Annotated in this window: 13 protein-coding genes and 1 tRNA gene; 5 read left to right on the plus strand and 9 right to left on the minus strand. The window is 57.8% G+C overall.

Annotated elements, in window-relative coordinates:
- The first annotated feature begins 17 nt into the window (after nucleotides 1–17).
- Nucleotides 18–1,226 carry a serine hydrolase domain-containing protein gene (locus WA157_RS07490; protein WP_422620416.1) on the plus strand — a complete coding sequence of 403 codons (1,209 nt, stop codon included), beginning with the start codon at nucleotides 18–20 and terminating at the stop codon, nucleotides 1,224–1,226.
- Nucleotides 1,227–1,316: 90 nt separating this feature from the next.
- Here WA157_RS07490 and WA157_RS07495 read toward each other — a convergent pair whose 3' ends face one another.
- A complete protein-coding gene (locus WA157_RS07495; protein ID WP_422620352.1) occupies nucleotides 1,317–2,360 on the minus strand; it encodes an NADP-dependent oxidoreductase in 1,044 nt (347 codons plus the stop codon).
- Between the two features lie 262 nt (nucleotides 2,361–2,622).
- Between WA157_RS07495 and WA157_RS07500 the strand changes: the two genes are divergently transcribed.
- The 4 genes from WA157_RS07500 to WA157_RS07515 all read left to right on the plus strand — a co-directional run bounded on the left by WA157_RS07500 (nucleotide 2,623) and on the right by WA157_RS07515 (nucleotide 7,232).
- Nucleotides 2,623–3,210, plus strand: a complete 588-nt coding sequence (locus WA157_RS07500; RefSeq protein ID WP_422620353.1) for a 2-oxoacid:acceptor oxidoreductase family protein — start codon at nucleotides 2,623–2,625, stop codon at nucleotides 3,208–3,210.
- Entirely contained in the window at nucleotides 3,203–4,456 is a 1,254-nt protein-coding gene (locus tag WA157_RS07505) for a transketolase C-terminal domain-containing protein (protein WP_422620354.1), read from the plus strand. Before WA157_RS07500 ends, WA157_RS07505 begins: the two co-directional genes overlap by 8 nt.
- Before the next feature lie 95 nt (nucleotides 4,457–4,551).
- The gene (locus WA157_RS07510) at nucleotides 4,552–5,544 is read left to right on the plus strand and encodes a thiamine pyrophosphate-dependent enzyme (protein WP_422620355.1); all 993 of its coding nucleotides are present in this window, start codon (nucleotides 4,552–4,554) and stop codon (nucleotides 5,542–5,544) included.
- A 62-nt stretch (nucleotides 5,545–5,606) separates the two neighbouring features.
- Nucleotides 5,607–7,232 carry an NAD(P)-binding protein gene (locus tag WA157_RS07515; protein WP_422620356.1) on the plus strand — a complete coding sequence of 542 codons (1,626 nt, stop codon included), beginning with the start codon at nucleotides 5,607–5,609 and terminating at the stop codon, nucleotides 7,230–7,232.
- 84 nt (nucleotides 7,233–7,316) lie between these two features.
- On the opposite strand, the gene WA157_RS07520 is transcribed toward WA157_RS07515, so the two are convergent.
- The 8 genes from WA157_RS07520 to WA157_RS07555 form a co-directional block, all read right to left on the minus strand.
- A tRNA-Val gene (locus tag WA157_RS07520) sits at nucleotides 7,317–7,391 on the minus strand.
- Between the two features lie 39 nt (nucleotides 7,392–7,430).
- Entirely contained in the window at nucleotides 7,431–8,132 is a 702-nt protein-coding gene (gene dnaQ / locus WA157_RS07525; RefSeq protein ID WP_422620357.1) for a DNA polymerase III subunit epsilon, read from the minus strand.
- A gap of 2 nt (nucleotides 8,133–8,134) precedes the next feature.
- Nucleotides 8,135–8,473 carry an ISC system 2Fe-2S type ferredoxin gene (gene fdx / locus WA157_RS07530; RefSeq protein ID WP_422620358.1) on the minus strand — a complete coding sequence of 113 codons (339 nt, stop codon included), beginning with the start codon at nucleotides 8,471–8,473 and terminating at the stop codon, nucleotides 8,135–8,137.
- Between the two features lie 22 nt (nucleotides 8,474–8,495).
- Entirely contained in the window at nucleotides 8,496–10,352 is a 1,857-nt protein-coding gene (gene hscA, locus WA157_RS07535; protein WP_422620359.1) for a Fe-S protein assembly chaperone HscA, read from the minus strand.
- Between the two features lie 25 nt (nucleotides 10,353–10,377).
- Nucleotides 10,378–10,911, minus strand: a complete 534-nt coding sequence (gene hscB, locus WA157_RS07540; protein WP_422620360.1) for a Fe-S protein assembly co-chaperone HscB — start codon at nucleotides 10,909–10,911, stop codon at nucleotides 10,378–10,380.
- Nucleotides 10,908–11,231, minus strand: a complete 324-nt coding sequence (gene iscA, locus WA157_RS07545) for an iron-sulfur cluster assembly protein IscA (RefSeq protein ID WP_422620361.1) — start codon at nucleotides 11,229–11,231, stop codon at nucleotides 10,908–10,910. Before iscA ends, hscB begins: the two co-directional genes overlap by 4 nt.
- A 2-nt stretch (nucleotides 11,232–11,233) precedes the next feature.
- Nucleotides 11,234–11,632, minus strand: a complete 399-nt coding sequence (gene iscU, locus WA157_RS07550) for a Fe-S cluster assembly scaffold IscU (RefSeq protein WP_422620417.1) — start codon at nucleotides 11,630–11,632, stop codon at nucleotides 11,234–11,236.
- Between the two features lie 55 nt (nucleotides 11,633–11,687).
- Entirely contained in the window at nucleotides 11,688–12,908 is a 1,221-nt protein-coding gene (locus WA157_RS07555; RefSeq protein WP_041790588.1) for an IscS subfamily cysteine desulfurase, read from the minus strand.
- Between the last annotated feature and the right edge of the window lie 29 nt (nucleotides 12,909–12,937).

Below are 12,937 nucleotides of genomic sequence, written 5' to 3' on the forward strand. Positions count from 1 at the left end.
CCGGGACGCATCAGCAGATGGTTGACCCTCTCGGCAAGGTGCTACCCAGTCTGTCACCGGATCAGGTCGGCTTGTGCCCACAGCGCACGAGTCGCGTCATGGCGGTACTGCAAGCCGAGGTGGATCGCCAGCGCCTGCCCGGCGCCGTTGTACTGATTGCCCGGCACGGCAAGCTGGCCCTGTTTGACAGTCTGGGCGCGCTGGACCCGGCCACGAATTCCCCCATGGCGCGGGATGCCATATTCCGCATTTATTCCATGACCAAGCCGATTGTGTCGGTGGCCGCCATGATGTTGATGGAACAGGGGCAACTGTTGTTGAATGACCCAGTGGCCAAATACCTGCCTGAGTATGCGATGCAGAAGGTGGCCAATCTGGTTGACGGGGCAATCCAACTGCAAGCCGTGCGACAAGCGGCCACGCTGCAGGACTTGTTGCGGCACACGGCCGGCCTGACCTACGAATTCATGGGCAATGCATCGGTGCAACGGCAGTATGCGCAAATCAGAATCGGCTCGCGCGGACGCAGCAATGCCGAGCTCTCGCATCAACTGGCCGCTTTGCCGCTGCTGTTTGAGCCCGGCACAGTATGGGAGTACGGCCGCGCCACGGATGTACTGGGGCGCGTGGTGGAAATAGTCAGCGGCCAGACGCTGGGCGCGTATCTGCAAGACCACATTTTCAAGCCACTGGGCATGACCGACACCGGCTTTTCCGTGCCACCCGAACATCACGCTCGCATTGCCGAACCCTTTGCCCGCGACCCCGCGGGAGGGGTACAGATGCGGCTGATCGATGTGCGCGAGGACGCGGCTCTGGAATCCGGTGGCGGTGGCCTGGCGTCAACGGCGATGGATTACGCGCGATTTTTGCAGTTCATGCTGAACAAGGGGGAACTCGACGGCGTGCGCCTGTTGGGGCCCAGAACAGTCGAATTCATGACCGCAGATCATCTTGGGGAAATCCCCGTGAACAGTGGTGCATCGCGCGCGCTGTTGCCGCCGGGTCATGGTTTCGGGCTGGGTGTTGCGGTGCGTAAGAATTTGGGCGTAGCGTCAGTGCCGGGTTCGGTCGGCAGTTATTTCTGGGGCGGCATGGCAGGCACCACGTTCTTTGTGGATCCGGCCGAAGACCTGTTTGCCGTTCTGATGCTGCAGGCCCCCAACCAGCGCGAGTACTACCGTATGCTGTTTCGTGATCTGGTCTACGCGGCGCTGATTGATTGAATCAGCTATTCTATAGATTTATAACAAATTGGCCTCTATCCCCCGTGAAATAAGCATACTACGCTATATATATGATAGCATTTATCAATCTCAATCTTCGGCGACTTGCAGCACCAGCTTGCCAAAGTTCTCGCCGCTGAAGAGCTTGTTGAGGGCTTCAGGGAAGGCATCCAGCCCCTTGACGACGTCTTCCTTGCTTTTCATGCGCCCGTCCTTGAGGTAGCCCGCCATCTCGGCCACGGCCAGGTGGTAGCGGTCGGCGTAGTCAAACACCACAATACCTTCCATGCGGGCGCGATTGACCAGCAGGCTCAGGTAGTTCTTGGGGCCTTGTACGGCCGTCGTATTGTTGTACTGGCTGATGGCGCCGCAGATGATGATGCGGGCGCCGCGGTTAATACGCGTCAGCACGGTATCCAGAATTTCGCCGCCCACGTTGTCGAAGTAGACGTCAACACCTGCCGGGCAGTGTTGCTTCAAACCGTCCTTGACAGCACTGGGACCGGCCTTGTAGTCAATACAGGCATCAAAACCCAACTCGTTGACCACCCAGTCGCACTTGGCCTGGCCGCCGGCAATGCCAACCGCGCGGCAACCCTTGATCTTCGCCATCTGGCCTACGGTCTGGCCGACGGCGCCGGCCGCACCGGACACCACCACGGTTTCGCCCGCCTTGGGTTGGCCGACGTCCATCAGGCCAAAGTAACCGGTCATGCCTGGCATGCCCAGCACATTAAGCCATTGCGTCAGCGTGCCCATGTTCAGGTCAATTTTGACCAGGCCACTGCGTTTGAAGTCGGCTTGCGCCAGGGTCAGATACTCCTGGACGCCGAATCCTGCCGAAACGTAGTCGCCCACGGCAAATTGCGGGTTTCTGGAAGCAATGACTTTGCCCACCCCGCCAGCGCGCATCACCTCGCCAATGGCCACGGGAGGAATGTAGCTTTTGCCTTCGTTCATCCAGCCACGCATGGCGGGGTCCAGCGAGAGTGCCAGCGTTTTGAGCAGCACACCGCCCTCAACCGGTTCCGCGACCGCCTCAAGGGTACTTTGCCAGTTGGCGCGGGTGGGCAGGCCGACAGGATGGGAGGCCAGGCGAATCTCGTGATTGGTCAAGGTGGCAAGTGCGGGCATAAAAAATTCCGGAAATTGAAAGCAACTGATCCTAGCGCGAGCCGATACAGACGCGGGTAGCGAAAGCGACAGACGGCTCGAACGATCTCTGTATTGCAGCCTGAATTAACCTTTCACGGCGGCAGCATCTGGTTTTTGCGTCTACGCGAATATTGATCTAAAACAAGTTAAAAATTTATATCGTGGTGCAAAATTTCGTCTGACGGAATGATGCAGATCGCAAACCCGCTCTTTTGCATGACCGCAACACGAAAGGCCAACGATGTTTCAGGTACGAATTCACGGACGTGGGGGGCAAGGGGTGGTGACCGGTGCAGAAATGCTCTCGATCGCAGGTTTTTTGGGAGGTCGACATGCGCAGGCCTTTCCCAGCTTTGGCTCAGAGCGCACCGGCGCGCCGGTGGTGGCTTATTGCCGCATGGACGACCAGGAAATACGCCTGCGCGAACCGGTCATGGAGCCCGATGCGATCATCATTCAGGACCCGACTCTGCTGAACCAGGTCGACGTTTTTAGCGGACTCAAAAAAAATGGCTACATCCTGATCAACACCACCCGCACATTCGGGGAGTTGGGTTTGGGCGACTTCGTCAAAGACTTCCAGAGGGACCATTTGCTGACCGTTGGCGCTACCGAGCTGTCCATCAAACATGTCGGGCGCCCGGTACCCAACGTGCCGCTACTGGGGGCCTTCGCCGCCGCCACTGGACTCATCACGCTCGAAGCGGTGCAGGCGGCCATCAGTCAAAAATTCAAGGGTGCGGTCGCGCAAGGCAACAAGGATGCCGCTCGGGACGCCTATGACATAGTCAAACAACACGTAGCGAAGAGGGAGGCACACCATGCTTAAACAATGTGAAGGCTCGCATGCGGTGGCCCTGGCGGTCGCCATGAGCCGCCCTGAAGTTATTTGCGCCTACCCCATTTCACCCCAAACCCACATCGTCGAAGGCCTGGGAGAGATGGTTAAGTCCGGCTCCCTCGAACACTGTGAGTTCATCAATGTTGAGTCTGAATTTGCCGCAATGAGCGTTGCCATTGGCGCCTCCGCTGCGGGGGCTCGGGCCTATACGGCAACGGCCAGCCAAGGCCTGCTGTTCATGGCCGAAGCGGTTTACAACGCCTCCGGGCTGGGCCTGCCAATTGTCATGACGGTGGCCAATCGTTCAATTGGCGCGCCCATCAACATCTGGAACGACCACACCGACAGCATGTCGATGCGAGACGCCGGCTGGCTGCAGATATTTGCCGAAACCAACCAGGAAGCACTGGACTTGCACATTCAGGCGTTCAAAATTGCCGAAGAGTTGTCGCTGCCTGTGATGGTGTGCATGGATGGCTTCATTTTGACGCACGCCTACGAGCGGGTCGACGTGCCGGATCAAGCCCAGGTGGATCGATTTTTACCCCCCTATGAACCCCGCCAGGTGCTCGACCCGAACGAGCCCGTCACGATTGGTGCCATGGTGGGCCCCGAGGCGTTTACCGAGGTGCGCTACCTGGCGCATGCCAAGCAGATGCAGGCGCTCGACCTGATTCCGCAAATTGCCGACGAATTCAAACAAATTTTCGGGCGCGACTCCGGCGGCTTGATCAAGACCTACCGTCTGGAAGACGCCGAGACCATCGTGATTGCCTTGGGCTCGGTACTGGGCACCATCAAGGACACCGTGGACGACATGCGCAAGCAGGGCATCAAGATTGGCGTGCTCGGCATTACTTCCTATCGCCCGTTCCCGATCAACGCCATTCGGGAGGCGACAGCGAACGCCAAACGTATCGTGGTCATCGAGAAATGTTTTGCCGTCGGCATTGGCGGTATCGTTTCCCGCGATGTGCGTAGCGCCGTGCGTAACCGACCGCAGCCGGTGCTGACGGTGGTTGCCGGTTTGGGCGGACGTGCCATCACCAAGGCCTCCCTGAACAAGTTGCTGCTTGAAGCCATTGATGAGAAGCTTGAATTGCTGACCTTCCTGGACCTCGACTGGGACATTGTCAACCGTGTGCTTGATCGCGAGAAAAAGCAACGCCGCTCCGGCCCCGTGGCCGAAGGCATTCTGCGTGACATCGGCACGGTCGCGTCACATCTGGCCTGAAGCTTTGCGGGACAGAGCGCAGTTACGCAAAGCGAACCAGCTCTGTCCTCAACCAATCAAAGAGCCAGCTCTGTCCTCAACCGATTAGGAAAATCATGGAACAAACATTAGTCAAGTTTTACCAAACCGGTACTTTTACGGTTGGTAACCGCCTGCTCGCGCCCGAGCAGCGCAGCGTACAGGCCAACACCCAGCGCAGCAACTCGCTCAATTCCGGCCACCGTGCCTGTCAAGGCTGCGGCGAAGCGCTCGGCGCGCGCTACGCCATCGACGCCGCCATGCAGGCCACCAACGGCCAGTTGATAGCTGCCAACGCCACTGGCTGCCTGGAGGTGTTTTCCACCCCGTACCCCGAAACCTCCTGGCAAATGCCCTGGATTCACTCGCTGTTTGGCAACACGGCCGCTGTGGCGACCGGCATCGCGGCCGCCATGCGCGTGAAAGGTCGCAGTGAAGTGCGGGTCGTCGCCCAGGGCGGTGACGGTGGTACTACCGACATCGGCTTTGGCTGTTTGTCGGGCATGTTTGAGCGTAACGACGATGTGCTCTACATCTGCTACGACAACGAGGCCTACATGAACACCGGCGTACAGCGCTCATCGGCCACGCCACCGGCAGCGCGCACCGCTACCACGATGCCCGTGGGACCGCATCCAGGCAATGAATTTGGCCAGGGAAAAAATGTGCCGCAGATTGCCATGGCGCATGAAATCCCCTATGTAGCCACCGCGACGGTAGCCGACCTGCGCGATCTGGAATACAAGGTCAAGAAAGCCATGTCGATTCACGGCGCGCGTTACATCCACATCTTTGTTCCTTGCCCGCTGGGTTGGGGCGCAGCCTCGCACGACACCATTCGGCTCGCACGGCTGGCCGTTGAGAGCGGTGTTTTTCCGGTCTTTGAAGCCGAACGCGGCGAGGTGACCGGCGTGGCGAAAATCCGGCGCCGGGTGCCGATTGAGGATTACCTGAAACCACAAAAGCGTTTTGCCCACCTGTTTGGCAAAACCCCTGACTTTGAAACCATTGCACGGCTGCAAGCCAGGGCCGACCGCAACATCCGCCGCTTTGGCTTGCTGGATTCTTAATTAGTTGAGGACAGAGCTGGCTCACTTCGTGTACCTGCGGTCTGTCCCGCAAGGAGAATATTATGGAAAAACCATTTGCAATCACGCTTGATGTTGGCACCTCGCTGGCTAACCACACCGGCTCCTGGCGCACCGAGCGGCCGGTCTATCTGAACCGCATCCCGCCCTGTAACAGCCAGTGCCCGGCGGGCGAAAACATCCAGGCCTGGCTGTTTCACGCCGAGTCGGGTGATTATGAAAAAGCCTGGCGCGAACTGGTCGAACAAAATCCGTTTCCGGCCATCATGGGGCGGGTTTGCTATCACACTTGCGAGGCCGCGTGCAATCGGGCCCAGCTTGACGCCCCTGTAGGCATCAATTCAGTGGAACGGTTTCTGGGCGATGAGGCGATTGCGCTCGGCTGGAAATTCGAACGTCCCGCTGTTGCATCTGGCAAGAAGGTGCTGGTGGTGGGGGCGGGACCGTCGGGCTTGTCGGCGGCCTATCAACTGGCGCGCCTGGGTCATCAAGTCACGGTGTTTGAAGCAGGCCCGATGCCAGGCGGCATGATGCGCTTTGGTATTCCCCAATACCGTTTGCCGCGTCAGGTGCTCGACGCCGAGGTGCAGCGCATTGTCGATCTGGGTGTGAACATTGAGTACAACACCAAAGTGAGCAACGTGCTGGAAGCCAAAGAACAAGGCGGCTTTGAGGCCGTCTTTCTGGCAGTCGGTGCCCACATTGCCAAGCGCGCCTACATTCCAGCCGGCGACTCGGCCAAGGTGCTCGATGCAGTCTCGGTGCTGCGCTCCATGGAGGGTGAAGACAAACCCATGCTGGGTCGGCGAGTCATCATTTATGGCGGGGGCAACACGGCGATTGACGTGGCGCGCACCGCCAAGCGCCTGGGCGCCACCGAATCCATCATTGTCTATCGGCGCAATCGCGAAAAAATGCCCGCCAGCGACCTGGAAGTCGAAGAAGCGCTGCAAGAAGGCGTGATGATCAAGTGGTTGTCCACCATCAAGCAAGCTGGTGAGTCATCCATTACGGTCGAAAAAATGGCGCTCGACGACAAGGGCTTTCCACAGCCCACCGGCGAATTTGAAACCCTGGAAGCGGATTCTCTGGTGCTGGCGCTAGGTCAGGACGTGGATTTGTCGCTGATTGAAGGGGTACCAGGTCTGGTCGTCAAGGACGGTGTGGTGGTGGTCGACGCCCGGATGATGACCGGTCACGCAGGTATTTTTGCCGGTGGCGACATGATTCCTGCCGAGCGCAACGTCACGGTTGCGATTGGGCACGGAAAAAAAGCAGCACGCAATATCGATGCCTGGCTGCGCGCTGAAGTCTATGCCGCTGCACCCAAGAGTGAGTTGGCCAGCTTTGACAAGCTCAACACCTGGTATTACAGCGACGCGCCCAAAACGGTGCGCCCGATGCTGGACATGATCCGTCGCCAATCGACGTTTGAGGAAGTGCAAGGCGGTCTGGACGAAAGCAATGCCCTGTTTGAGGCGCGCCGCTGTCTCTCATGCGGCAACTGCTTTGAATGCGACAACTGCTACGGCGTGTGCCCGGACAATGCGGTCATCAAACACGGGCCAGGCAAGGGTTTTGACTTCAATTACGACTATTGCAAGGGCTGCGGCATCTGCGTGTCCGAGTGCCCTTGCGGCGCGATCAAGATGGTGCCAGAAGAAATTTGATCAGCCGCCGCCTCGCTCCGGCGGGCGTACCCAAGAAAAAAGGACTTGGCCATAAGGCCAAGTCCTTTTTTACATCCAACTATTTGGTGGGCGGTGGAGGCTTCGAACCTCCGACCCCAGCAGTGTGAATGCTGTGCTCTACCCCTGAGCTAACCGCCCTGAATTCGATTCAGGAAAGCGTTGGATTATGCCCTATTTTCAGGCTGATTTGCGCCACACTGTCTTGTTGCCACTGGCTTTGTCAATCTGATTGAGAACATCATCATGCGCGGCCGACTCCTGGTCGTTGGCGGCCAGCACCGGCAACAGAATGCTGCCAAGGTCGATCTGCACCACTTGCAAGCTCTCACTCTCGGTCGCACCAACCTCCATCAGCAAGGCATCTTGCCCACGCGTCAGGTTAATGTAGACGTCGGCCAGCAGTTCGGCGTCCAGCAAGGCGCCATGCAGCGCCCGGCCGGAATTGTCAACACCGAGACGGTCGCACAGCGCATTGAGTGAATTGCGCTTGCCGGGGAACATCTCCTTGGCCATGACCAAGGTATCGGTCACGCTGGCTACAAATTCCTTGAACCGGGGGCGGCCCAGCAGGGCCAGTTCCTTGTTCAGGAAACCAAGGTCAAACGGGGCATTGTGAATGATGATTTCAGCGTCCTTCACGTACGCCAGCAGCTCATCGGCCACGGCTTCAAACTTGGGTTTGTCCTTCAGGAACGCAGAAGTAATACCGTGCACTCTGAGTGCATCTTCGTGACTTTCACGCCCGGGGTTCAGGTAGAAATGTTTATTGTTGCCGGTGAGTTTGCGCTTGAACAACTCTACACAACCAATTTCGATAATGCGGTCGCCCGTATCGGCTGACAGACCCGTGGTTTCAGTATCCAGAAAAATTTGACGCATAGCTAGTGAGTTTCCTTGGCGTGATTGACGGAGTACTTGGGTATCTCCACCACCACATCTTGCCGCGCCAGAATGGCTTGGCAGCTCAAGCGTGATTGGGGCTCCAGGCCCCAGGCGCGATCGAGCATGTCCTCTTCATTCTCATCGACCTCATTGAGTGACGCGAACCCTTCGCGCACGATGACGTGGCAAGTGGTGCAGGCGCAGCTCATCTCGCAGGCATGTTCAATATTGATGTGGTTGTCCAGCATGGCCTCACAAATAGAGGTGCCAGCCGGAGCCGATATCTCGACCCCTTGTGGGCAATACTCAGGATGAGGCAGTATTTTGATAACAGGCATATGTTTACTCGTTGAATCGGGATCAGACCGTTGCGATGTTTTTTCCCGCCAGTGCTTTTTGTATGCCCCTATTCATCCGCATTGCCGCAAAGGCCTCAGTGCCTTTGGCCAGCGCCTGCGTCGCCGCTTCAATCCGGGCCGGGTCTTCCAGGAGGCTTGCCACATGCACGGCAACCATCAGCCGATCAATGCCGGCACGATCCAACTCGGTGAGCAGGTCACCATCCGCATCCAGCGCGCTTTGCGTCGCCAGTACCATGCGTTCGGCATCGACACGGGCCTCGACCAGGGCACGGGCCTTCATGTCCACATCGGCCTTGGTGAAACTGTCTTGCAACATGTTGGCAATCTGCTCGTCACCCAGTCCGTAAGAGGGTTTGACATCAATTCGGGCTTCAACGCCGCTCAGCTGCTCGCGCGCACTGACGCTCAAGAGCCCGTCGGCATCAACCGTAAAGGTGACGCGGATACGTGCGGCGCCTGCGGCCATGGGTGGGATGCCACGCAACTCAAAACGCGCCAGGCTGCGGCAATCTGCCACCAGGTCACGTTCACCCTGCACCACGTGCAACGCCAGCGCGGTTTGGCCGTCCTTGTAAGTGGTGAAATCCTGCGCTTTGGCGGTCGGAATGGTCTCATTGCGGGGCACAATCCGCTCAACCAGACCCCCCATGGTCTCGATGCCAAGCGACAAGGGAATGACATCGAGCAACAGCAAGTCACCACCGGCGTTATTGCCTGCCAACTGGTTGGCCTGTATGGCGGCGCCAAGCGCAACCACTTCATCGGGGTTGAGGTTGGTGAGGGGCACGCGACCAAAAAAATCAGCAACCGCTCGCTGAATCTGTGGCATGCGGGTGGAGCCACCCACCATGACCACACCCTTGACATCGTTCTTGTCGAGATTGGCATCGCGCAGCGTCTTGCGCACCGCTCGCATGGTGCGTTGTGTCAGCTCTGCCGTCAGCTTTTCAAATTGCTCGCCGACCACCTCGAATTTAACGTTCTCGCCGCCGATACAGGCGTGGCAGGCGGCACAATGCGTCGCCGACAGTTCCTCCTTGCAAGCGCGTGCCGCGATGATGGCAATCGCCTTGTCCTGCGGTGTTTTGGCACGCACGCCAGCCTGAGCCATGATCCAATCGGCCAGTGCGCGGTCGTAATCATCACCACCCAGAGCCGAGTCGCCACCGGTCGCCAGCACTTCAAACACACCTTTTGTCAGCCGCAAGATGGAAATGTCAAAGGTCCCACCACCAAGGTCATAAATGGCATAAACGCCCTCGCTGGCGTTATCGAGCCCATAGGCAATCGCAGCCGCTGTGGGTTCATTGATCAGGCGCAGCACATTCAGACCCGCCAGCTTCGCTGCGTCTTTGGTGGCCTGGCGCTGGGCGTCGTCAAAATAGGCCGGCACCGTGATCACCACGCCATACAGGTCGTCATTGAACGTGTCTTCTGCGCGGTAACGCAAGGTCGCCAAAATATCGGCACTGACCTCAACCGGCGATTTTTCACCTTGCACGGTGTGCAAACCCAGCATGCCGGGATGGTCCACAAAGCGGTACGGCAATTTCTCACGCCCGATCACATCGTTCACGCTGCGACCCATGAAGCGCTTGACCGAGGCAATGGTGTTTTCAGGATCGAGGGCTGACGCTGCTTGTGCCTCAAAGCCGATCTGGCGTCCACCACCTTCAAGATAACGGACGATTGAGGGCAGGATGACTCGACCCTGCGCGTCTGGCAAACATTCAGCGACTCCATGGCGCACGGACGCCACCAGTGAATGGGTGGTCCCCAAGTCAATGCCTACCGCAATGCGCCGCTGATGCGGATTGGGAGTCTGACCGGGCTCGGAAATTTGTAGAAGCGCCATGATTTCTTTGTTCTGGATAGAGGCGCTATTGTCCCCGCTCCATGGTGTCCATCTGATCGAGGCGGGCTTGCACATCACGCTCAAAGCGCTCGATGAACATCAACGCCCTCACCTGCTGCGCGGCCTGCAAATAGTTGTGCTGCTGATCCAGCAATCGCTCGCATTTTGATAGCTCGTCACGCATAGCCAGCTTGACCTGGAGGCCCAAATTATCTAAATCTTCAAGGCTATGGGCATCATCGAGCGCTTCGCGCCAGTCCATTTGCTGCATCAAAAACTCAGGCGGCATCGCGGTGTTGTTCTCGGCATTCACCGCCGCACCGTGCAATTCACACAAGTAAGCCGCGCGTTTGAGCGGGTCTTTGAGCCGCTGGTAGGCCTCGTTGATACGCACCGACCACTGCATGGCCACACGCTGCGCGGCAGCCCCTTGCGCCGCGAACTTATCGGGGTGCGCTTCGCGCTGCAGGTCTTTCCAGCGCGCGTCAATCGCACCCCGGTCTTGCGCAAACTGAGGCGCGAGACCGAACAGTTCGAAATCGTTGGATTGGAGATTCACACCCGGAACGACTCGCCGCAGCCGCAACGGTCACGCTCTCGCGGGTTGTTGAACTTGAAGCCTTCATTGAGACCTTCACGCACGAAATCAAGTTCGGTGCCGTCCAGGTAAGCAAAGCTCTTGGGCTCAACTAGGACCTTCACGCCAAAGTCTTCAAACACCATGTCTTCGGGCTCAATTTCATCGACGTACTCCAGCTTGTAAGCCAAGCCCGAGCAACCCGTCGTTTTGACACCCAAGCGCACGCCCACACCCCTGCCTCGTTTGGCAAGGTAACGAGTCACATGCCGTGCGGCGGCCTCAGTCAGCGTAACAGCCATGTTCAGTGCGTCAGCGTAGCGACGTGTTTTTTTCGATAGTCATCGACTGCTGCCTTGATGGCATCTTCAGCCAGGATGGAGCAATGGATTTTGACCGGTGGTAAAGCCAACTCCTCAGCGATTTCGCTGTTTTTAAGCGCCGCCGCTTGATCCAGCGTCTTGCCCTTGACCCACTCGGTGACCAAAGACGACGAGGCAATAGCCGAGCCACAGCCGTAGGTTTTAAAGCGCGCATCTTCAATCACGCCGGTTTCTGCATTGACCTTGATCTGCAACTTCATCACGTCACCGCAAGCCGGTGCGCCGACCATGCCGGTACCAACCGACTCATCACCCTTGTCGAAGGATCCGACGTTGCGGGGATTTTCGTAGTGGTCAACAACCTTGTCAGAATATGCCATTTTTCTTTCTCCTGTTTGTCGTGCCGGGCCTGTTCCAGCATCCATGACGATACGGTTAATGGGCTGCCCACTGAATCGTGGATATGTCAATACCCTCTTTGTACATATCCCAGAGCGGACTCAACTCACGCAGCTTGGCCACGTTGACTTTGATGGTCTCAACCGCGTAATCAATCTCTTCTTCAGTCGTCCATCGGCCAATCGTCATGCGCAGGCTGCTGTGCGCCAGCTCGTCACTGCGCCCCAGGGCGCGCAACACATAGCTAGGTTCCAGACTCGCTGACGTACAAGCCGAACCGCTGGAGACGGCCAAGCCCTTGATGCCCATCATCAAAGACTCGCCTTCGACATAGTTGAAGCTCATGTTCAGGTTGTGCGGCACACGTTTTTCAAGATGGCCGTTGATAAACACCTGTTCGACATCTTTCAAACCCGCCAGCATGCGGTCGTGCAGCGCCTGAATGCGTATGTTTTCACCCGCCATCTCTTCTTTGGCAATGCGGTAGGCCTCACCCATGCCAACAATCTGGTGCGTCGGCAAGGTGCCCGAGCGCATCCCGCGCTCATGCCCGCCACCATGCATTTGCGCCTCAATGCGGATGCGCGGTTTGCGCCGCACAAACAGGGCACCGATGCCTTTGGGACCGTAGGTTTTATGCGCAGTCAGGCTCATCAGATCGACCGGCAACTGGGTCAGGTCAAACTCGACCCGACCAGTCGCCTGCGCCGCATCAACGTGAAAAATAATGCCTTTTTCGCGGCAAAGCGCACCAATGGCGGCAATATCCTGGATAACACCAATCTCGTTATTCACGAACATGACACTTGCCAAAATGGTGTCAGGACGGATGGCGGCCTTGAATGCGTCAAGATTAATCAAACCATCTTCCTGCACATCCAGATACGTGACCGCAAAGCCTTGGCGCTCCAATTCGCGACAGGTATCAAGCACCGCTTTGTGTTCGGTCTTGACGGTAATGATGTGTTTGCCCTTGGTCTGGTAGAAATGGGCAGCGCCCTTCAAGGCCAGGTTGTCGGACTCGGTGGCGCCGGAGGTCCAGACGATTTCGCGTGGATCGGCTCCCACCAGGTCTGCAACTTGTTGACGCGCTTTTTCCACGGCGGCTTCGGCTTCCCAGCCCCAAGCGTGGCTGCGGGATGCGGGATTGCCAAAGTGCTGGCGCAACCAGGGAATCATGGCATCCACCACCCGCTGATCGCAAGGGTTGGTCGCGCTGTAGTCCATATAAATCGGGAAATGCGGTGTGGTATCCATGGCGGGCTCGTTACTGCTATCTTGAAAAG

The sequence above is a fragment of the Rhodoferax ferrireducens genome, assembly GCF_049302455.1.
In the GTDB taxonomy this organism is placed as follows: Bacteria; Pseudomonadota; Gammaproteobacteria; order Burkholderiales; family Burkholderiaceae_C; genus Rhodoferax; species Rhodoferax ferrireducens_B.